This window comes from Sphingopyxis sp., assembly GCF_016463645.1.
Taxonomy (GTDB): Bacteria; Pseudomonadota; Alphaproteobacteria; order Sphingomonadales; family Sphingomonadaceae; genus Sphingopyxis.
The window spans coordinates 1-19,539 of sequence record NZ_JAEMQX010000002.1 but is presented as its reverse complement, the minus strand read 5'-3'; the positions used below and the strand labels follow the sequence as shown (position 1 = coordinate 19,539).

The window sequence follows — 19,539 nt, the reverse complement described above, 5'->3', positions numbered from 1 at the left end:
CGGACGGGTAATGGCTTCGGGCAAGACGGGTAAGGCTTTGGAGGCGGTTGTCAGAACTGTCATCGATCCGTAACTTCCACGACCGGAAACCGACGACCGCGCGTACGAGGTTGAGCAATGCAGGACTTGATTGCCGCCAAGTTCAATCCGCCCATGTGGATGGGCGACCAGATTCGCAGGGACCAGCTCCTTGAGCGGATGCATGGCAGTTTGACCCATCGCCTGACGCTCGTTCACGCGCCTGCGGGCTATGGCAAGACGAGCCTGCTGTCGCAGTGGCGCGACAGCATCGATCCCGCCTCGGCAGAGGTCGCATGGCTGACGCTGGAGCGGGACGACCGCGACCTCAAGCGCTTCGTCAAATATCTGCTTCTTGCGCTTCGCCGCGACCGCAAAGACGAAGGCGCAAAGGCAGCGCTCGACCTGCCGCCCCGCGCGGCGCTCTCGGCGGTCATCAACGAACTTGCCGAACGGCCACTTCCGGTGATCCTCATTCTCGACGATCTCCACCATGCCTTTAGCGAAAGCGTCGGTCAGTTTCTGGAATCGCTCGTTCGCCTCGCGCCGCCGAATTGCCATTTCCTGTTTGCGTCGCGCGACTATCCCTGGATCGGCCAGTCCATTCTGGCGGCCGAGGAGCAGTTGCTCGAAATCGGACCGGCGGAGCTGCGTTTTTCCGCCGTCGAAACCGAATGCCTGTTGACGCGGACCGACCGCTCGCTCGAAACACTCGATATCGACACACTGCTCGATCGCACCGAGGGGTGGCCGATCGCAGTCCAACTGGCCTCGCTATCGATCAAGCGCGGCCTTGGCGCCGAGCGGGTGATCGATGAATATTGCGGCTCGAGCAGCGATCTCGCCCGCTATCTTTCCGAACAGGTGTTGATGACGCTGCCGCAGGAAACGCGAGACATCGTCGCGCGGACGGCGCTCGCCGACCGCCTTACCGGCGAGATGGTCGATCTTCTCTGCGACCGGCAGGACGGCTGGATGGTACTCGAGCGACTCGAACAACAGGGCGTCTTCCTGTCGCCGGTCAGCTGGGACCGCCGCGAGTATCGCTATCACCAGCTGTTCGCCGAATATCTGCGCGATCGTTTCGAGCGTTCGGACCGCGCGCAGTTTGCGGCGCTTCAGCGGCGTATCGCGGCTTGGCTCGCCGAGCGCGGTGAAGTCGCTGACGCCATCAACCATGCTATCCTGTCGGGCGACGACCTGCTTGTCGCATCCATCCTCGAGGAGGCGGGCGGATGGCGGCTTATTCCCCAGGGCCTGCAGGGCGTCGTTGTGCAGGGGCTGTCGAGGCTTCCGGTTCAGCTCATCCGCTCGCGGCCGCGGCTCGCGCTTGCGCAAGTCTATCTCCAGATCAAGCTCGGCGAACTCGGCGCGGCGCGCGCCGAATATGATCTGATCCTCGTCGGGGCGGACGAGGCCGAGCTCTCGGTCGATCTGAGGACCGAAGTACGCGTCGTCGGCGATACGCTCACCGATTATGAAAACCAGCCGGTGACCTTCGACGACCTGCTCGCGCGCGAGGCCCTGCTGCGCAAGCTGCCGGCAAACGACCATCTGGTCCTCGCGAACATCAGCGAGACGCTGGGCGCGAAATATCTCGAAGGCGGCTGGCTCGAGCGCGCGTTGCAGCCGACGCTTGCCGCGCGCGACCATTATCTGGCCATCGGTTCGCGCTACAGCGATCTGTTCACCCGCTTTCTCGAGGCGCGGATCAAGCGCGCGCAGGGGCGCTCGAAGGACGCGGCGGCGATCCTGCACGCGGCGTGGAGCAGCATCATCGAAAATTTCGGCGACCGCTCGGACCTTGCCGCCAATTGCGCGGCCTTTCAGGCAGAGCTTCTCTTCGAGCAGGATCTTGTGTCCGAGGCGCGCGAACTGCTCGCCTGGGCGCTCCCGCATATGGAGCAGTCGGACGGCTGGGTCGACGTTTACGCTGCGGCCTATTTCACCGAGGCGCGCGCGCTCGCGGGCGAGGGCGCCTTCGAGGAGGCGTGCGACGTGATCGCGCGCGCCCGGCGAGTCGCGGCACGCCGCCGGCTCCGTCAACTCGAAATGCTCGCCGACATATGCAGCATCGAACTCCAGATATCGCAGGGGGCGCCGCCACATGCGGTGCTCGCCGCGGCTGCCGTCATCGGGCTCGATCCGCTTGCCGACATGATGCGTGAGGAATCGCCTGCCTATCGGCCGGTCGCGATCGCGGCGAGCCTTTGCCGCACGCGCCTTCGCCTGCTGATCGGCGAGACCGAGCTTGCGCTCGAGGAACTGGCGATGCTGCGTGCCTATGCCGAGCAACATGGCGCCGGCCGATTGCTCGTCGACGTCAATATTCTCACCGCGGCAAGCCTCCGGGCCCGGGGCGACATGGCGCAGGCACGCATCTGTTTCGACGAGGCGGTCGGGATCGCGATGTTCCAGAATATCGTGCGCCCGTTCGTCGAGGCGCGCCAGTTCGTGCAGGACTGTCTCGACGACGCGCTCGGCAACGACGCACAGGTCGACCGTTTCCGCGCGCAGTTCATGAAGTCGCTCGCGCGTTCGCTCGCGGTCTATCGCAACAATGTGACGGTACTCGGCGTGTTCAGCGAAGCCGAGGCGGAGGTGCTGCTCTATCTTAGCCTCGGACATTCGAACAAGGAAATCGCCCGCCTGATCGGCATGTCGCCCGATACCGTGAAGTATCGGCTGAAATCGGTGTTTCGCAAGATCGGGGTGAGCAAGCGGCGCGACGCGGTACGCATCTCGGCCGAACGCGGCCTGATCCCTGCCGGCGCGCCCGGCGCGACCGTCCTTTCGCACTGACATCCGGCGATCATTGCACTCACAGGAGGCGTCGGATGATCCGCTCCTGCGGCCCCTTACCCGTTTCACGCTCTTGACTCATATTTCTATATAGGGACAATATAGTCCAATATTAGAAACAATGAGAGGTGTGCCTTGTCCGGTTTTCGTTTCGATCGCCTGTTTATCGGCGGCGAATGGGTCGCGCCGCTCGATGGCGGTGTCCGTCCGAGCATCGACCCTTCGACAGGCGCGCCATGGGGCGACGTCGCATTCGGTGGCGTGCGCGATATCGACCGCGCCGTCGCGGCGGCCAGGGATGCTTTCGAAGGGCCTTGGCGTCGTATGCCGCCATGGGAGCGCGCCGCACTGCTTCGCCGCTTCGCCGATCTCTATGCGACGCAGGTTGACGCGCTTGCCGAGGTGGAAACGCGCGACAATGGCCGGGCGATCCGGGAGTCGCGCGGCGATATCTCCCTCCACGCGCAATATTATCATTGGTTCGCCTCGCTTGCCGACAAGCTCGGAGGGCGCACGATACCGATGGATAACAGTGTCCATGCCTTCACCACCCGTCATCCGGTCGGAGTCGTCGGCGCGATCACACCGTGGAATGTTCCAATGATGGCCGCGGCGTGGAAGCTCGGCCCGGCGCTGGCGGCGGGCTGCACCGTCGTCCTGAAGCCCGCCGAGCAGACGCCGGCCTCGTCGCTCGCGCTCGCGCGCCTGTTCGAGGAGGCAGGCTTTCCGCCGGGGGTGGTCAACGTCGTGCCGGGCGATGGCCCCGTCGCGGGCGCGGCGCTCGTCGCGCATCCCGATGTCGCCAAAATCAGCTTCACGGGCGAGGGCGCGACTGCCAAGACGATCTTGAAAGCGGGCGCCGACACGCTGACGCGCTGCACCTTCGAACTCGGTGGCAAGGCGCCGCACATCATCTTCGCCGATGCCGATATCGAGAATGCGATCAACGCCGCGACCGGCTCCGCCTGGGCGCTGTGCGGACAGAGCTGCGCGCTCGGCAGCCGGGTCCTCGTCGAGCGGTCGGTCTACGATCGCGTTGTCGACGCCTTCAAGGAGCGCGCGGGCCAGGTTCGTGTCGGCATGCCGCTCGATCCTGCGACGCATATGGGGCCGCAGGCGCATCAGCAGCAACTCGACAAGACCTTGTCCTATGTCGCAATCGGCAAGGCGGAAGGCGCCGAGCTTGTGTCGGGCGGCCAACGCATCGGCGGCGGCGACCTTGCGGCGGGCTATTTCGTCGAGCCGACCGTTTTTGCGAGTGTCTCGGCAGGTATGCGCATCGCGCAGGAAGAGATTTTCGGTCCCGTCGCAGCAATCATCCCGTTCGAGGGCGAGGAGGAGGCGGTCGCGATCGCCAATTCGACGCCTTATGGCCTCGCCGCGGGCCTCTGGTCGGGCGACACCGGCCGCGCGCACCGCGTTGCGGCCCGGATCGAGGCGGGCATGGTCTGGGTCAATACCTATCGCTACATCCGCTGGTCGACGCCCTACGGCGGTGTGAAGGCCAGCGGCTGGGGCCGCGAAAACGGTATCGAGGGGCTCGATCCCTTCCTCGAGACCAAGACGACGATCGTCTCGACGACCGGCCAATTCCCCAATCCCTTTCAAAGCTGAGGACATATCATGCGACTTAACGGCAAGCTCGCCATCGTCACTGCCGCCGCATCGGGCATGGGCCGCGCGGGCGTTGAACGCTTCGTGCGCGAAGGCGCGCGTGTCGCCGCCATCGATATCAGCCGCGAGGCACTCGACGGTCTCATCGCCGACTTCGGCGGCGATCGCGTTGCGACGATCGTTGCCGATCTTTCGACTCCCGAGGGCGCAAAGGGCAGCATCGAAGAGGCGGTCGCAGCGCTTGGCGGCGCCGACATTCTCTGGGCTCATGCGGGTATGCCCGGACCCGCGTCGGTCGAAAATCTCGACCTTGCCGCCTATGACAAGGCGATCGCGCTCAACGTGACCTCGGCGGCGCTCGGCGCGGGGCAGGTCGCATCGCATATGCGAGCCCGCGGCGGCGGCTCGATCATCTTTACCGCTTCGATTTCGGGTCTCGTCGGCTCGATGATGAGCCCGATCTACTCGGCCGCGAAATGGGGGGTCGTCGGACTGACCAAGAGCCTCGCGCTTGCCTTTGCGGCGGACAATATTCGCGTCAACGTCGTGTGCCCGGGCCTCGCCGACACGCCGATGAAGGCAGGTTTTACCGGGCGAAGCGGCGACCCCGCCGAGGCGGCGGCGAACGAAGCGAAGATCGTCGGCGCTGTTCCGATGGGGCGTCTCGTGAAGCCCGGCGAGGTCGCCGATGCGGCGCTCTGGCTTGCGTCAGATGAGGCGAGCTTCGTGACCGGCGTCGCGCTGCCCGTCGATGGCGGCTTCACGGCGCGCTAGTGATGGAGGCTCCGGCGTTGCTGACGGCTATCGCGGGCGCCGCACTTCGGCCATATGGGTCGCGAAACGATTTTTCAGGCGAACAAGATCATGATCGTGCGGCAGGCCGCGAACGCACTCGAAATCCTCGAATATTTCGCCAAGCGGTTGCGCCCTGCCACCGCGGCCGAAATCGCCGAGGATCTGGGCTGGCCGCGGTCGAGCACGTTCAAGCTCGTCGCGACGCTCGCGTCCAAGGGCTATCTCTACGAGCCGCGCGGACGCGGCGGCTATTATCCGAGCCCGCGCTGGCTCGTGCTCGCCGAGGCGGTGACACGGGCGGAACCGCTTCCGGAGAAGTTTCACCGGCTCGCGCGCGACCTGGTGGCTGCGACTGGCGAGACGGTCGCGATCTCGGCTCCCGCGGGCACGCAGGCGACCTTTGTCGACGTGGTCGAGTCGGCGCAGCCGGTTCGCTATTTCGCAAAGGTCGGCGACCGGGTGCCGATCCATGCCACGTCGGCGGGCCGGGCGCTGTTGGCGCAGATGCCGCGCGAGGAGCGCGAGCGGCTTTATCGCAAGGTCGACTTCGTCCGCTATTCGCCGACGACGCCGGCGAGCGCGGCGGAGGTCGAGGCCCGGCTCGACGAGGCCGAGGCGATGGGCTGGCACCAGAGCAACACCGAATATACCCCCGATCTCGCGGGCATCGCCTTGCCGCTTCCCGGCGGCGACCGCCTTTTGTCGGTGGTGATTGTCGGTCCGGTGTCGCGCTGCCTCGAACGGCGGCCCGAAATGGCGGCGATCGCCGCGAAGCATCTGTCCAGGCTGAAATAGGCGCCGGGCATCTCAATCGAACAGGGGACCGGGGCGCAGTGGCTGCGCGGCCGGCGGGAGAGCCGCGCCATGAACACTGATCCGAGAGTCCTTATCGCCGGGGCGCCGATGCGCGCACTCCAGATCGCCATCGTCGGGCTCTGCATCGCGCTCAACGCGCTCGATGGGTTCGACGTGCTGGCGATCAGTTTCGCAGCCCCCGGCATTGCCGCGGAATGGGGCGTCGACAAGGCGACGCTTGGCGTCGTGCTTTCGATGGAGCTTCTGGGCATGGCGGCTGGCTCGGTCCTCATCGGAAATGTCGCCGACCGGATCGGGCGGCGGCCGACGATCCTCGCCTGCCTCGTCGTGATGGCGGCGGGCATGTATGCGGCGACCCACGCGGGCGGGGTCACAAGTCTTTCGGCTATCCGCTTCCTCACCGGGATCGGGATCGGCGGCATGCTTTCCTCGACGAGCGCGATGGCTGCGGAATTTTCCAACGACAGGCGGCGCGGACTCAATGTCGCGCTCAACATCGCGGGCTATTCGACCGGCGCGATCCTCGGCGGGCTCCTCGCCTCGCGCCTTCTCGCCGAAACCGGCGATTGGCGCTCGGTCTTCATGCTTGGTGCTCTCGCAAGCGCAGCGATGGTGCCGCTCGTCTGGTTCTTCCTGCCCGAGTCGATCGAGTCGCTGATCGCGCGGCGTCCCGCCGGCGCGCTCGATCGCGTAAACGCGACGCTGGCGCGGATCGGCCATGCGCCGGTCGAAGCGCTGCCACTGCCGCCGGAGGTCGCGATCAAGCCGTCGATCGGATCGCTGTTCGGATCGGGGTTCGCACGGATCACCATCTTGCTGACGATCGCCTATTTCGCGCAGATCCTTTTTTTCTACTATATCCAGAAATGGATACCGAAGATCGTCGTCGACCTCGGTTTCGACGCGTCACAGGCCGGCGGCGTCCTCGTCGCTGCCAATGTCGGCAATCTCGCGGGTGCCGTCGCGATCGGGCTCGCGAGCCAACGCTTTACCTTGCGGCCTCTCGTCGCGGGTGCGATGCTCGCAGGCTTTTTCGCGATCGGCCTGTTCGGGATGGCGGGGGAGGACCTTACTCGACTTTCGCTGACGGCGGCGCTCGCCGCCTTCTTCATCAACGCGGGCGTCGTCGGTATGTATCCGCTGCTCGCGCAGGCCTATCCCGCGGCGCTTCGTGCCAGCGGCACGGGTTTAGTCATCGGGATCGGGCGGGGCGGATCGGCACTCGGGCCTGTGGTTGCCGGAGCGCTCTTCGCGAGCGGCGGCAGCCTGATGCTTGTATCGCTTGTCATGGGGATCGGCGGGCTCTTGGCGGCGACGATGATTTTGTTGTTGCCGCGCGAGATTGCGGCCCAGGCATGATCCTGCGGCAGTTAGGGCACGGGTAAAGGGGACGATCTAAATGGACTGGCATCGCTCGGGGCGCTGGTGGCCCCTTGTCATCGGCATCGCCCTGCTCCTGCTATGGACCGCGCGCCCGATCGGCGTTTCCGCGCCTGCCTCGATCGATACCCCGTTCGACGAAGAGCGTGCTATTGCGCGGCTCGCTACCATTCTCGGTGACGAACGCCCGCATCCCACCGACAGCGACGCGAATGACGCGGTCGAGGCGCGGCTGCTCGCCGAAATCCGCGAGGCCGGGTTCGAGCCCGTCGTCAACGAGAGATTTCACTGCAATGACATTCGCGAGGGCGCCGCCATTTGTGCACGGCCCCGCAATATTGCCTTCTGGGTGACCCCGCCCGGCGATGATGCCGTGATGGTCGCGGCCCATTATGACTCGGTCCCGTCCGGACCCGGCGCGGCCGACGACGGCATCGGCGTCGCGGTCGCGCTCGAAATTGCCTGCCAACTGAAGGACCGGAAGCTAGAACGTCCTCTCCTGATCCTTCTGACCGATGCGGAGGAAGCGGGTCTCGTCGGCGCCGCGGCCTTCGCGGCGCACGATCCGCTCGCCAAGCGTGTACGGACAATCGTCAACATGGAAGCACGTGGCACGACCGGCGGGGTCAACATGTTCCAGACGAGCAGCCCGAACGGCCGGGACGTTGCGGCGATCGAAAAGGGACCGCTGCCTTCGGCCAATTCGCTGGCGAGCGATTTCTACGAACTGCTGCCGAACGATACCGATTTGACCATGTGGCTGCCGCTCGGCGTCGACGCCGGCAATTATTCGATCATCGGTAGCGGCAAGCGCTACCATACGCCGCTCGACAGGCTCGCCTATCTCGACCCCGCATCGGTGCGGCACATGGGTGCCACGGCGCTCGCTGCGGTGACCGGCCATGCGGTCGAGCGGCGGTCGGATGGCGCCGAGGCGAGTCTCGTCTACACCGATATCGCGCGCCGGCTGCTGCTCGTCATGCCGCAAATGCTTGCCGGGATTGTGCTTGTCGCAGGGCTTGCCGCATCGCTCTTCCTTTTCTGGCGCGCCGCGGGCGCCGGCCGCGCAAGAGCGGCCGCCGCGCCGATCGTCGCGCTTGTTGCCGGGACCGCGATAGCCGCGGGGGCGGGGTTTCTCGTCGCGGCGATCCGGCCCGAGACGGCCTACGGTACGGCCTATCCCTGGGTGTTCCGCTTGCTTTACGCCGCCGCCGCGCTTGCGGGGGCGGCATTGGTTCTCGGGTTAATGAGCGAGGAAAATCGCCTGCGCGGCGGTGCCGGTGCCTGGGCGTGGCTCGCAATCTTCATTCTTGCCGGCTTCGTCTTCGTGCCCGGCCTTGCCATTCTTGCAGCCTGGCCACTCCTCTTTCTCATCGCCGTGGCGGTTGTCTCGCGTTTTCCGCGCATAAGCGGTGCTTCGCGGCCGCTGCTGTTCGGTGCGGCCGCGCTTTTCCTCCTGATCGTGCTTCCGCTTGCTGGCGGGTTGGAAGAAGGCCTCTTCATCGAGCAGGCAGCGCCGACGAGCGCGCTTCTTGTCTTCATGTTCCTCTTCTTCCTGCCGGGAGGCGGGCGGGCGGTCAGACTTGCGTCGGCTGCGTTCGGATTGGTTGCGGCGGCGGCCTTCGTCGCGGCGCTGCTGGTTCCCGCCTTTGCGCTCGACGCGCCGCGCCACCTCACCATCGTGCACGAGGACGACAACGGAAAATCGACTTGGCAGATCGAGGATAACGGTCCACTTCCCGACACGCTGCGCAGTGCGGCGTCCTTTGGCGATCGCCCCGACGACAAGGGCCTTTGGCGCGCCGCCGCTCCCTCTATCGCGAGCGATGGAGGCATAGAGATCATGTCTGACAGCCTGTCCGGCGGGCGCCGCATCATGCGGTTTGCTGCGGTGTCGCCGCTTTCCGATCGGCAGGAGCTGCTGATCAAGGATGGGAGCGCGATCCGCCGGGTCACCGTCAATGGCGCGCGGCCAGCGGTGAAGGGCGTACCGACCTATATCGGTTGCACGGGCCGCTCATGCCGACGGCTCGAGGTCGAGCTCGAACTGGTCGCGCGCGCGAAACTCCCCGTGATCGATTGGCGGCGGACGCGATATGGCGCGGGCGCGGCGGCGGCGCGGCTCGTTGCGTCCCGGCCCGCGACGGCGCAGCCCGTCCATGTTGGCGACAGGCAGGTGCTGATCCGGCGGCTGCGGTTGCCGGCGAAGCCTGCCGCTCGCTAGGAAGGCGAGCGGTCGATATAGGTGAGGAAGATTTTGAGGTTCGCGTCGGGATCGATGTTCTCGATCCCGCGCCAGCTGTCGAGCGGCGCAAAGATATGGTCGCCAGCCGCCACGGCAAATTTCTCTGCGTCGATTGTCATCCGGCCGCGCCCCTCGATGATATAATAATATTCTTCATAGGGCCCGAGCTTGGGGTCGGAGAGATTGTGGAGATGGATGCCCTCACTGGCGCCGACCGGAATGTCGTAGATAAGGAAATTGGCGGGCGCGGCAGCGCCGGCGAAATCGAAGAGCTTGACGTCGATCGAGCCGAGACCTTCGTGCACGGCCTGGAACCGGCTGAACCCCTCGCTGGCCCTTTCGAGCTTGTAGCGCGCAGGCCTTGATGGCGGGGTGGCGAGCGTCGCGGCCGTCGGCGCTGCCATCGCGCCGAGCGCGGCGGCGGCAAGGATTTTGCGGCGGCTGATATCGTCCACGGGGCGCTGTCCTTGTTACCAGGAAACTCGGGCTGAGGGTAGAGTGCCGGGGGCACAGGTTGAACGCAAACAAACGGGTAATGGCGGACGAAAAGGGTAAGCTGCGCGCTTCCCGCACGTTCCGATCCAGTGCCGATTTACCCATTTGCTCCTCAAGCCACCCGCCGGCGCCCTTGCCGCGCGGCTCCTCTGCCGGCAGGCTCAAGCTTTCGAGGACGGGAGGATCCGATGCTGCGCAGCCTGACTTTTGCTTTGTTTGCCTTGGCGCTTACAGCGCCCGCTGCTGCGAAGGACGCGGCCGGGACCGAAGTGGAACTGACCGCGCCGGTTTTCGAGATGTTCCGCCTGGCGCCCGGCAAGACCGAGGCCTTCATTCGCGACATGGTCGAATGGGACAAGGTCAGCGTTGCTGGCGGTCAGCCGCCGACCCAGCTTTTCCTTCACGCCGGCGGCGAGGGCTGGGACGTGCTCCTCTACAAGCCCGCGCGCGCCAAGCCGACTCCCGCACAAGAGGCCGCGATGGCGGCGAAAGCCAAGGAACTCGGACTCCCGAGCGGCGCGCTCTATTATGTCGGCATTCGCGAGCTGATGGCCGATCATGTCCACTTCGAAGGGACGGGGCCGATGACGGCCGAGCAATGGGTCGCCGGGATCGATCGCCAGCGCGCCGAGAAAAAGCGCACCAGATAATTGGTCCCGCCCTGCTCGCGAAGCTGGCGGTTGAGCCGCGGCCCGATCTTATAACATGTCTGCACGAACCCCGGCTTTGGGGCTGACGCTATTGGCGGAGGTATGATGAGCTTTCACCCGACGCGGCGCGCGCTTCTTGCCGGTCTCGGAATGGCGCCGTTCGCTGCCGGAAGCGCGGCAGATACGTCGCCTCGGACTATCCTCATCCGCAACGTCCTCCTTTTCGACGGAACGGGAAGCGCACTTCAACCGCGCAATGTCCGGATCAGCGGGCAGCGGATCGATGCGGTCTCGGCGGGCAATATTCCCATACCCGACGGCGCCACGGTGATCGACGGCGCGGGGCAGACACTGATGCCCGGGCTCACCGATGCGCATTGGCACATGGCCGCAGTGAAGGGCGTGCCCTGGATGGGCTCGGAGGACGCGACGCACATCGCGATGATCTTCAAAGATGCCGAATTTCAGCTCATGCGGGGCTTCACGACCGTGCGCGATACGGCAGGCGCGATCTTCGGCATCAAAGTCGCAATCGATCGCGGTATCATGCCGGGGCCGCGCTGCTATCCGAGCGGGGCGGCGATTTCGCAGACATCTGGACATGGCGACCCCGAGCCCGTCGGCGAGCTGCCGACCGCGCTCGGCGGCGAACCGTCGGTACGGCAGCGAAAGGGCCTGACCGCGGTAGCGAACGGCGTTCCCGAGGTTCTGGCCGCGACGCGCGACCAGTTGAAGCGGGGGGCCTCGCAGATCAAGATCATGGCGGGCGGCGGCGTTACCTCGGATCATGATCCGATCGATACGGTGCAATATTCGCTCGAGGAAATCCGCGCCATCGTCGGCGCCGCGACCGACTGGGACACCTATGCATGCGCCCATGCCTATACGCCTGCAGGGGTGCGGCGCTGTATCGAGGCAGGGGTGCTGTCGATCGAACATGGCCATGCGATCGACGATCGCACCGCTGCGCTGATCGCCGAAAAGGGGGCCTGGCTTTCGATCCAGCCCTTCGAGGCTGGCGACAATATCCTGACCGAAGAACAGCAAGCCAAGGCCGCAGAATCGCTTGGCGGCGGGGGGTGGCAGGCAAGCGTTCGCCTCGCGAAGAAGCACGGGATCAAGATCGCGTTCGGCACCGATCTCTTCTCGCGCACCCGTACATCGCGTACCGAAAATGCGGTGCTGCCGCGCTTCGGCGCCATTTATTCGAATGCCGAAGTGCTTCGCATCGCCACCTCGGGAAATTGCGAGCTTTTCGCGCGGAGCGGCCGCCGCAATCCCTATCGGCAAGCAGCGCTCGGCGTCATTCGCGAAGGGGCTTGGGCGGATATTCTGCTCGTGCGCGGCAATCCGCTCGACGATCTCAGACTGCTCGAGGATTATGAGCGCAACCTGCTCCTGATCGTCAAGGACGGGATCATCCGCAAAAATCTGATGCCCGCCTGAGTTGCGCGCGGGCGCCGAGGCGTGTGCGTCACGGTGCCTGCTCGGCAGGCTATCGCGGCGTGCCGCACGCGGCTTCTCGAGGCGACATGGACATCCGTTGATCGTCAAGGCGATAAGTGGTCGACGGGCGGAGGCAGCCGGTGCCCGAAGGGAGGGCGCCGGCGATCACCGCTCTCCGCATCAATCGTCGTGCCGGATCGAGATCACGCGCAGTCCTTGCGCATCCATCTTGATGTCGAGTTCGCGACCGTCGGCATCGAGACCTTCGACCTCGATCAGGCCGTCGTCGCGCTCGACTTCATGCACGACCGTCATACCCGCCCGGCGGACTGCATCGGTGTCGGGCACCGGCATCGGCGTTGCGGCGCGCTGGCGGAAATCATCATTATCGTCATCGTCCCAATGGACCTGAGACCAGAACGGATCGTTTGCCGCGCCCTCAGGGGCCGGTGCCGCGGCGATTGCTACCGTCGCAGCGGCTCCGCAGGCCAGCGCGAGGATCATGAAGGGGATATTGGGTTTCATGGTCGTTCCTTTGCTGCGCCACCTCGGGGGTGACGGGTGCGTTATCGCACGGGCTTGCTGACAGAGGCCGCATAGCGCCTGTCAGCGAAGTGTCAGGTCCGTCCGCAGGAAGTTGCACCGGTATGCGACACGATGTGTGCGCTGCGGTCTAGGCCGGGTTTAACGCCGACGAAGAAGAGGGCGGGTCGAGAAGATCCTCGATGAAAAGCGACACAAACATCGCTTGGCTGCTGACCCCGGCCTTCGCATAAATCTGGCTGAGCTGCGAACGGACCGTTCCGGCTGCGGCGCCTCGAATGCGCGCGATTTCGGCGACGTCGCAGCCCTTGAGCGCAAACAGCGCGACCTCGCCTTCGCCAGGCGTCAGATTCCATTCGCCGAAGCGGAGCGAGATATGTTCGGCAAGCGCGCCCCGCGCGTCCGCCAGCGCCCGGTCCTTGCGCCCCAGCTCGTCGGAAATGCGGCGGACATGGCGCGCGACGATCACGATGCCGCCGAGAAGCGCAATGGCGACGATACATTCCATCGCCACACCGATGCTGAACCCGCTGCGCGCACCGATGATCATGTCGTCGACACCATCGATCAGGAAATAGACCGCCGCGACCGTCTGCAGCGCCAATATGGCGATCGGCCCCGCAAGCAGCAGCGACGGCCAGGACCGCAACGGAATCAAGCGCATGGTCGCATCGGTTCGGACATAGGACTTCCGCTTATGAAAGGCGATTTAAGCGCCTGCTTATAGGCTGCTGCGACCCCGCGGCCTAGCCGTCCGGTGCAATAGCCGCAGTTGCGGCGCGCATCGGAGCTTTTTCATGACCGAAGAAACGAAATCCACGCTGACCAAGGTGCCGGCGGTGACGCTCGGCTTCTGGATCATCAAGATACTGGCGACCACGTTCGGCGAGACCGCCGGAGATACGGTAAGCATGTCGATGGGGCTCGGCTATCTCGTCGGCACGGCGATCTTCGCCAGCGTCCTCGTCTCGCTCGTGCTTCTCCAGATCAGGGCAAGGCAGTTTCATCCGGCGCTCTATTGGGCGACGATCATCGCGTCGACGACCGCCGGCACCACCATGGCAGATTTCGCGACCCGTTCGCTCGGGATCGGCTATCCCGGCGGCTCGTTGCTCCTTCTCGGTACCGTGCTCGCATCGCTTGCGATCTGGCACCGTGCGCTCGGCACGATCTCGGTCGCTTCGGTCCATGAGCCAAAGGCCGAATTCTATTACTGGCTCACGATCACCTTTTCGCAGACGCTCGGAACCGCGCTCGGCGACTGGGTCGCGGACGGCTCGCTCGGTTATCTCGGCTCGGCGGTTCTGTTCGGGTCGGCGCTGGCGCTCCTTGCCCTTGCCTATTACCGCACCGCGATCAGCCGGGTCGGCCTCTTCTGGGCCGCGTTCATCCTGACCCGCCCGCTCGGCGCTGTCGTCGGCGATTTCCTCGACAAGCCAATCGCCCATGGCGGACTTGAGCTCAGCCGCGCCGGCGCCTCGCTCGTGCTTGGCATCGCGATCGTGATGCTCATCGCCCTCGTGCCGCAGCGAGCCGCCGGGACGGAGGTGCGACATGCGGTCTGATCGCAGGGGGCGTCGCGGCACGGCGCTCGCCTTTCTGGCGGTGGTCGCGTTCCTGTCGCCCGCAGCAGCTTATGCCGGGCCGCCGTTCCTGACCGACGATCCCGAGCCGACCGAGACCGGTCATTGGGAAATCTACGGTCCGGTCGTCGAGATCGAAGGTCGCGGCGGCGATTTTGGCGGATCGACCGGCGTGGAGATCAATTACGGCGCCGCACCGGATCTTCAACTGACCGCCGGGGTTCCCGTCGGATATGTGCACGATGCGGCCGGCTGGCGGTCAGGCACGGGCGATCTCGAGCTGTCCGCCAAATACCGCTTCTATCACGACGAAGCGGCGGGTCTGTCGGTTGCGGCTTTCCCGGGCATCACGCTTCCGACGTCCACGAACGGCATGGGCAACGGCAAGGTCACTGCGCTTCTGCCGGTGTGGATCCAGAAAGACGCCGGCCCTTGGTCGGTTTTCGGTGGAGCTGGCTATGCGATCAATTCTGGCCCGGGGAACCGGGACTATTGGACCGGCGGCGTCGCAGTGACGCGCCAAGTGAGCGAGCGCCTCCTTATCGGGATCGAGGCCGACCGGCAGGGCCCCGACGCACTCGGTGGGCGTGCCTCGACAAGCCTCGGCTTCGGAGCGATACTCCAATTGCCGGCCCCGTTCCGGATCCTTGCCTCCGGTGGCCCGACGTTCGACGACGGGCACGGCAAGGCAGGTTATCACGGGTTTGTCGCGCTCGGCCTGGATTTTTGATCGACGGACAGATTGACCGATCCGCTGCGGCGCGTCAGCGCGTCTGAACTCGTGTCAGCCGCGTGTCAGTATCGTGCCGCTACGCGACAAACGGGGAAGTTAGCCGGCCGCGCAGCGCCGGTTGCGTCCGCTTCATTCGCCGCATAGGAGTGGCCGCCGCGCGCTCCAGAATATCAAGGAATTATTGTCCGATGCACAGGCTTCTCGTTCGCTGGCACATGCTGGTTGCTGCGTTCCTCTTTCCCGCGATTCTCATGTTCCTTGTGACGGGGGCGCTCTACACTTGGGGCTCGAAGGGCGAATATGTCGTGACCGACCATGAGGTCGCGCTGGCCGCGCCGCTGACCGACGATCCTGCGGCGCTGAAGCTGGTGGCCGAAAAGGCGCTCGGCGATCGCGGTCTCGCCGTCCCGACCGGCGGGGCGAGCGTCAAGAAAGTCGGGGACGCGATCCAGTTCGAGTGGACGGGTGCCAACCGCGATATCGTCCTCGAAGCGAAGGGTGAGGCGACCACGGCGAAGCTCACGGTGCGGGAAACCGGATGGCACCGCTTCTTCGTCCAGCTCCACAAGGCGAAGGGTGGTACGCCGTTCAAAGTCTATGCCGCGGTCGTCGCTCTCGGACTTTTCTTTCTCGTCACATCGGGCCTTCTCGTCGCGATGCGCGTCCCCAACATGCGACGCGGTGCGATCGGCGCCTCGATCGCAGGGGTAGTCGCGTTCGCCGGGATCGCCGCGCTCAGCTGAACCGGATTAAGCCGGTTCGGGGTCACATGCCGGGCATTTTCGCCCAAGCACTCCGGGGAGCGTCGCGGCCGGCCGCGACACTCCTCCTGCTCGCGGCGAAAGATTGACAGAAGGCCGGTAGCGGGCATGTAAAATGATCGATCACCCCGGCCTCCGGCTTGTCTCGACGACCCGCCCTTACCAGTTTCGCTTATAGGCCAGGGTGAGCGTCGTCCCGTTGGCGGGGACGCGGTTCGTATTGCTGCTGCTGCGCAGCAGCTGGCTATTGAAGGACCGCTCCGCCCGGCATTTCTTCGATCCGTCGGAGAAACCCGCCGTCGCATGCCGGGAGACCGCCTTGCGCGGCGCGACCGGGGCCGGGCCGCGTTTAGCCAATTGACCCGCGAGCCGTCCTGCCTAGCGCAATACGAAGCGAAGCGTGTCGGTCACCGCGCGAGCGGGCACTGTCATATGAATCTCGTCTTCATAGAGGCGATAGCGCGTGCTGAGGCCATAGGCCGACAGCGGATCGAGGCGCGCGGCCAGTGCCCTCGCGGGCTCAGGATCGTCGTCCTGGTCCTGGTCGCCGGCGACGAGCATCAGGCGGCTCGTTCGTGCGATCTTGCCGCCCGCCAGCCTTGCCGCGAACGCCCGCTCTTCGCGGAGCATGTCCTGAACGTTCCATTCGAGCGACGGGCTGGCCGCGATGATCGCTTGGAAAGCCTCAGGCCGCGCATAGAGTGCATGGATGGCGAAGAGACCGCCGAAGCTGTGTCCGAATAGCGATTGGCGATCGGGATCGATCTTGAAGCGCTTGCCGATTTCCGACCGCAGCCTTCCGGTGAGGAAATCGAGGAATTTGTCGCGTCCCGTATTGGTCGCATTCGGCTGCGATTTCGCTTGGGCCGGCGGGCTCACGGTCGGAACCGGGAACAGGAAGTCCGCCGTGCGGCGGGCATCATAGGCCTCGTCGGTCGGGTAGCCGACGCCCACCACGAGTGTCTTGCCGCGGTCGGAATATTCAAGCAGCCGCCGCGTCTCGGCGAAGGAAGCGAAATAGGCGTTGCCGTCGATCACATAGAGAACGGGAAAGCCGCCTTCGGGAGCCTCGCCCTTGGGATAGGAAATCAAGATGCGATAGGTCTCGCCGCCTTCGGACTTGACGTCGAACATCTGGGTCGATGGCATGGTATAGGGCGGGGCCGCAGGAGCGGATTGTGCCGATCCTGCCGAAGGGACGAGCATTGCCGCCGCGATCAGGGCCGAGGCCAGCCGATAGTATCTCATGTCATCCTCCCCGCTTTGCCCGTCTAGCCATGAACCTTGTGCGCTGCGAGCGAGAAATCGGGTTCGGGCTTCCCCGTGCCGAGGACGAGGTCGCACAGATGGCGTCCGAGCGCGGGGCCATGTTTGAACCCATGGCCGCTTCCGCCTCCGGCGATCCAGCAATTGGACCAGCGCGGGTGGCGGTCGACGAGCAGATGGCCATTGTCGCTATTCTCATATTGGCAGACCTCGGACGCTGCGAGCGGTCGTTTCGCAAGCGCGGGAAAGCGCCGCGCGAGATAGGCACGGACGTCGGCGAGACCCTGGTCGGTAATCCGCCGGTCGGCGCCGTCGGGATCATATTTCGGCCCATGGCCGTCGAGCGCGATCTTGAAACCGCGAAACTCGATATCGGGGAAACCATAATGAAGGTCAGGGTCGCCGGCGTCGACCCAGGCCGGCATATGCGGGGCGGCAAAACGCCCGTCGCCGGCTTCCGGAGCGAAATAAAAGACTTCCTGCCGCGTCGGCACGATCCGTCCGCCGACCACGTCGGGAAAAAGCTTCGGCAGCCAGGGGCCGCAGGCGAATATGAACTGCCGCGCGTGCAGCGTCTCGCCGCCGGTGCCCGTCACGGCCGTGAGCGAGGCGCTCTCCGATCGCGGCGCATCGATGGCGAAGGCGCGGAAGCTGCCCCCGGCCGCGACGAATTCCTCGACGAGCGTCTGCACGCTCCGCCGGGCCATGAGCGCACCCATGGTCGGCTGCATCACGCCCACTTCCAGCCCGTCGAAGTCGATCTGCGGCCAGCGCCTGGCCATCTGCGCTTTCGTCAGCTTTTCGATCGGAATGCCGAGGCTTCGCTGCAGCGCGATGCTCTCCTCGATCTTCGTGGTCTCGCGCGGGTAGAAATAGAGCGCGCCGACCTCCTGGAATATCGGGCTGTCGTGGCGCTGCGCGAGAGCGTGCCATTCGGCGAGCGACTGCCAAGCCCAGCGCGTATAGAGCGCGTTGGCGGCATATTCGGTGCGGATGAGCCGCGTTTCGCCGCCCGAGGACGAGCGTGCGTGCGCGGCGCCCCAGGCGTCGACGAGCAAAACCTTCTGTCCCCGCCGCTGCAGGTTCCAGGCTGTCCAGGCGCCGAACACCCCGGCACCGACGACGATGACATCCCAGCCGCGCTTGCTCGCCGCAGGCGCCGGCATGGTTCCCGCGAGGGCTCCAGCAGCGGCGAGGCCACCAAGGATGTGCCGGCGCGGCACGGAGCGCGAGGCCGGAGTGACGGACGTATCGGGGTCTTCCGGGACAATCGTCATCGCCGCGGCCTATTTTCGTGCCGCGATCTCGGCGCGCTGGGCGTCGAGGTCGGCGACCCATTTTTCCGAGAGCATCGGACCTTTCATGACGAGATGCGCATGGTCCGCGACCTTCTCGCGGAGCTGGATGAAGTAGAGCGGGCCGCCGACGAGCCCCAGCTCCTTCATCTTGGCCGCCATCGCTTCATTCTGCGCAGGCGTCGGTGCGGGACGCGGCGGCTTGTAGAGCATCACGTCCCAGCCTTCGCCATCCTCGTGCAGGTAAAGCTGCGTCTTGGGCTGGCCGCCGGCCGCATTGACCTGGTCCCAGATCGCGACGCTCCGGATGAAGGCCTCGGTCTGGCCGGGGACGAGGCGGAACAGCTCGAAAGCGGGATCGGACTGGACGGCCGGTTCGGCCGTGCCCGGCTGTGTCTTCTTGGTCTGTCCATGTGTCACCACAGGAGCGAGCAGCGCGCATGCCAGCATCAAGCTCTTCATTGTCATGCCTTGTCCCCTTGAAACGCCTCGCTTTCCTTTTTCCGGGATTCGGCGCCGTCCGCTAGGGGGCGTGCCCGGATTTACCCGCTTCGTCGGCGTTCTACCCGGAAAATCATGCTGTGATCGGGGACATCCTTGGCAAGGACGTGCGGGACGTCTTGCCCGCGGCGACATAGCGGGGATGGCTTTGCCGGCGGCGGCGAAAGGTCGCGCCGGGACTTTGGCTTGGAGGGAGGATAGCATGCGGCGGTTGAAGACGATCTTGCTCGGTGCGGCGCTGGTTACCGTCGCGGCGTTGCCGGTCTACGGACAATCGGCGCCCCAGTCCGCCGCGCCGATCCGCCTCGACGGGCAGACGCTCGATCCCGGCATCCAGGCCATGCTCGCGAACGACCTCGCGCAGGAAGAGGCGGCGAAGGGCAAACCGGGCAACGATCCCGGAACGGCGGCGGGACTGAAGGCGATCCGCGACGAGGTGGCGGCCGCATGGCGGAGCGGCACCGCGCCCGCACCCGAGATGGCCTCGGTCAAGGACGCCAGCGTCAGGCGCGGCGATATTTCCATTCCCGTACGCATCTACCTGTCAAACGGCGTTCAAAAGGGACCCCCGATCGGCGTCGAAGAGGGACCCCCTT

Annotated in this window: 17 protein-coding genes and 1 pseudogene; 12 read left to right on the top strand and 6 right to left on the bottom strand. The window is 65.4% G+C overall.

The genetic code is table 11. The features are described 5' to 3' along the window. Nucleotides 1-117: 117 nt before the first annotated feature. The 6 genes from JHC57_RS00985 to JHC57_RS00960 all read left to right on the top strand — a co-directional run bounded on the left by JHC57_RS00985 (nt 118) and on the right by JHC57_RS00960 (nt 9,649). Nucleotides 118-2,820, top strand: coding sequence for a LuxR C-terminal-related transcriptional regulator (locus JHC57_RS00985; RefSeq protein WP_294027883.1), 2,703 nt, complete (start codon nt 118-120; stop codon nt 2,818-2,820). 135 nt (nt 2,821-2,955) lie between these two features. Next, a complete protein-coding gene (locus JHC57_RS00980) occupies nt 2,956-4,434 on the top strand; it encodes an aldehyde dehydrogenase (RefSeq protein WP_294027881.1) in 1,479 nt (492 codons plus the stop codon). 9 nt (nt 4,435-4,443) lie between these two features. After that, entirely contained in the window at nt 4,444-5,208 is a 765-nt protein-coding gene (locus JHC57_RS00975; RefSeq protein ID WP_294027879.1) for an SDR family NAD(P)-dependent oxidoreductase, read from the top strand. Nucleotides 5,209-5,262: 54 nt separating this feature from the next. Then, nucleotides 5,263-6,024 carry an IclR family transcriptional regulator gene (locus tag JHC57_RS00970; protein ID WP_294027877.1) on the top strand — a complete coding sequence of 254 codons (762 nt, stop codon included), beginning with the start codon at nt 5,263-5,265 and terminating at the stop codon, nt 6,022-6,024. A gap of 69 nt (nt 6,025-6,093) precedes the next feature. After that, a complete protein-coding gene (locus JHC57_RS00965) occupies nt 6,094-7,404 on the top strand; it encodes an MFS transporter (RefSeq protein WP_294027875.1) in 1,311 nt (436 codons plus the stop codon). A 40-nt stretch (nt 7,405-7,444) separates the two neighbouring features. Further along, entirely contained in the window at nt 7,445-9,649 is a 2,205-nt protein-coding gene (locus JHC57_RS00960) for a M20/M25/M40 family metallo-hydrolase (protein ID WP_294027874.1), read from the top strand. On the opposite strand, the gene JHC57_RS00955 is transcribed toward JHC57_RS00960, so the two are convergent. Next, complete coding sequence (locus JHC57_RS00955; protein ID WP_294027872.1) at nt 9,646-10,125, bottom strand: cupin domain-containing protein; 480 nt, start codon at nt 10,123-10,125, stop codon at nt 9,646-9,648. The two genes, JHC57_RS00960 and JHC57_RS00955, sit on opposite strands and share 4 nt — an antisense overlap. 228 nt (nt 10,126-10,353) lie before the next feature. On the opposite strand from JHC57_RS00955, the gene JHC57_RS00950 reads away from it, so the two are divergent. Further along, a complete protein-coding gene (locus JHC57_RS00950) occupies nt 10,354-10,815 on the top strand; it encodes a hypothetical protein (protein ID WP_294027870.1) in 462 nt (153 codons plus the stop codon). A gap of 105 nt (nt 10,816-10,920) precedes the next feature. Beyond that, the gene (locus JHC57_RS00945; protein ID WP_294027869.1) at nt 10,921-12,261 is read left to right on the top strand and encodes an amidohydrolase family protein; all 1,341 of its coding nucleotides are present in this window, start codon (nt 10,921-10,923) and stop codon (nt 12,259-12,261) included. A 180-nt stretch (nt 12,262-12,441) separates the two neighbouring features. Here the strand turns inward: JHC57_RS00945 and JHC57_RS00940 are convergent, their stop codons facing one another. Both JHC57_RS00940 and JHC57_RS00935 read right to left on the bottom strand, forming a co-directional pair. Continuing rightward, nucleotides 12,442-12,786 carry a PepSY domain-containing protein gene (locus JHC57_RS00940; protein WP_294027868.1) on the bottom strand — a complete coding sequence of 115 codons (345 nt, stop codon included), beginning with the start codon at nt 12,784-12,786 and terminating at the stop codon, nt 12,442-12,444. A 148-nt stretch (nt 12,787-12,934) separates the two neighbouring features. Then, nucleotides 12,935-13,468, bottom strand: coding sequence for a hypothetical protein (locus JHC57_RS00935; protein WP_294027866.1), 534 nt, complete (start codon nt 13,466-13,468; stop codon nt 12,935-12,937). A 133-nt stretch (nt 13,469-13,601) separates the two neighbouring features. On the opposite strand from JHC57_RS00935, the gene JHC57_RS00930 reads away from it, so the two are divergent. The 3 genes from JHC57_RS00930 (at nt 13,602) to JHC57_RS00920 (ending at nt 15,863) form a co-directional block, all read left to right on the top strand. Further along, a complete protein-coding gene (locus tag JHC57_RS00930) occupies nt 13,602-14,369 on the top strand; it encodes a hypothetical protein (protein WP_294027864.1) in 768 nt (255 codons plus the stop codon). Then, nucleotides 14,359-15,117 (top strand): transporter, encoded by a 759-nt coding sequence (locus JHC57_RS00925; RefSeq protein ID WP_294027862.1) that lies wholly within the window; start codon nt 14,359-14,361, stop codon nt 15,115-15,117. The genes JHC57_RS00930 and JHC57_RS00925 overlap by 11 nt, the downstream gene beginning before the upstream one ends. A 191-nt stretch (nt 15,118-15,308) precedes the next feature. Beyond that, nucleotides 15,309-15,863 carry a PepSY domain-containing protein gene (locus JHC57_RS00920; RefSeq protein ID WP_294027861.1) on the top strand — a complete coding sequence of 185 codons (555 nt, stop codon included), beginning with the start codon at nt 15,309-15,311 and terminating at the stop codon, nt 15,861-15,863. A gap of 396 nt (nt 15,864-16,259) precedes the next feature. Here the strand turns inward: JHC57_RS00920 and JHC57_RS00915 are convergent, their stop codons facing one another. The 3 genes from JHC57_RS00915 to JHC57_RS00905 are packed head-to-tail and all read right to left on the bottom strand — an operon-like array spanning nt 16,260 to nt 18,910. Beyond that, entirely contained in the window at nt 16,260-17,129 is an 870-nt protein-coding gene (locus JHC57_RS00915) for an alpha/beta hydrolase-fold protein (RefSeq protein ID WP_294027859.1), read from the bottom strand. Nucleotides 17,130-17,152: 23 nt separating this feature from the next. Beyond that, complete coding sequence (locus tag JHC57_RS00910; RefSeq protein ID WP_294027858.1) at nt 17,153-18,424, bottom strand: FAD-dependent oxidoreductase; 1,272 nt, start codon at nt 18,422-18,424, stop codon at nt 17,153-17,155. Nucleotides 18,425-18,433: 9 nt separating this feature from the next. Then, nucleotides 18,434-18,910, bottom strand: coding sequence for a hypothetical protein (locus tag JHC57_RS00905; protein ID WP_294027856.1), 477 nt, complete (start codon nt 18,908-18,910; stop codon nt 18,434-18,436). A 235-nt stretch (nt 18,911-19,145) separates the two neighbouring features. On the opposite strand from JHC57_RS00905, the pseudogene JHC57_RS00900 reads away from it, so the two are divergent. Further along, nucleotides 19,146-19,539: pseudogene (locus JHC57_RS00900) on the top strand (hypothetical protein); the annotation flags it as partial.

Coding starts and splice junctions, on each gene's coding strand:
- JHC57_RS00925 (WP_294027862.1), top strand. CDS start 14,359: ATGCGGTCTGATCGCAGGGGGCGTCGCGGCACGGCGCTCGCCTTTCTG.
- JHC57_RS00935 (WP_294027866.1), bottom strand. CDS start 13,468: ATGCGCTTGATTCCGTTGCGGTCCTGGCCGTCGCTGCTGCTTGCGGGG.
- JHC57_RS00945 (WP_294027869.1), top strand. CDS start 10,921: ATGAGCTTTCACCCGACGCGGCGCGCGCTTCTTGCCGGTCTCGGAATG.
- JHC57_RS00960 (WP_294027874.1), top strand. CDS start 7,445: ATGGACTGGCATCGCTCGGGGCGCTGGTGGCCCCTTGTCATCGGCATC.
- JHC57_RS00975 (WP_294027879.1), top strand. CDS start 4,444: ATGCGACTTAACGGCAAGCTCGCCATCGTCACTGCCGCCGCATCGGGC.
- JHC57_RS00940 (WP_294027868.1), bottom strand. CDS start 12,786: ATGAAACCCAATATCCCCTTCATGATCCTCGCGCTGGCCTGCGGAGCC.
- JHC57_RS00950 (WP_294027870.1), top strand. CDS start 10,354: ATGCTGCGCAGCCTGACTTTTGCTTTGTTTGCCTTGGCGCTTACAGCG.
- JHC57_RS00930 (WP_294027864.1), top strand. CDS start 13,602: ATGACCGAAGAAACGAAATCCACGCTGACCAAGGTGCCGGCGGTGACG.
- JHC57_RS00910 (WP_294027858.1), bottom strand. CDS start 18,424: ATGACGATTGTCCCGGAAGACCCCGATACGTCCGTCACTCCGGCCTCG.
- JHC57_RS00970 (WP_294027877.1), top strand. CDS start 5,263: ATGGGTCGCGAAACGATTTTTCAGGCGAACAAGATCATGATCGTGCGG.
- JHC57_RS00965 (WP_294027875.1), top strand. CDS start 6,094: ATGAACACTGATCCGAGAGTCCTTATCGCCGGGGCGCCGATGCGCGCA.
- JHC57_RS00985 (WP_294027883.1), top strand. CDS start 118: ATGCAGGACTTGATTGCCGCCAAGTTCAATCCGCCCATGTGGATGGGC.
- JHC57_RS00905 (WP_294027856.1), bottom strand. CDS start 18,910: ATGACAATGAAGAGCTTGATGCTGGCATGCGCGCTGCTCGCTCCTGTG.
- JHC57_RS00920 (WP_294027861.1), top strand. CDS start 15,309: ATGCACAGGCTTCTCGTTCGCTGGCACATGCTGGTTGCTGCGTTCCTC.
- JHC57_RS00915 (WP_294027859.1), bottom strand. CDS start 17,129: ATGAGATACTATCGGCTGGCCTCGGCCCTGATCGCGGCGGCAATGCTC.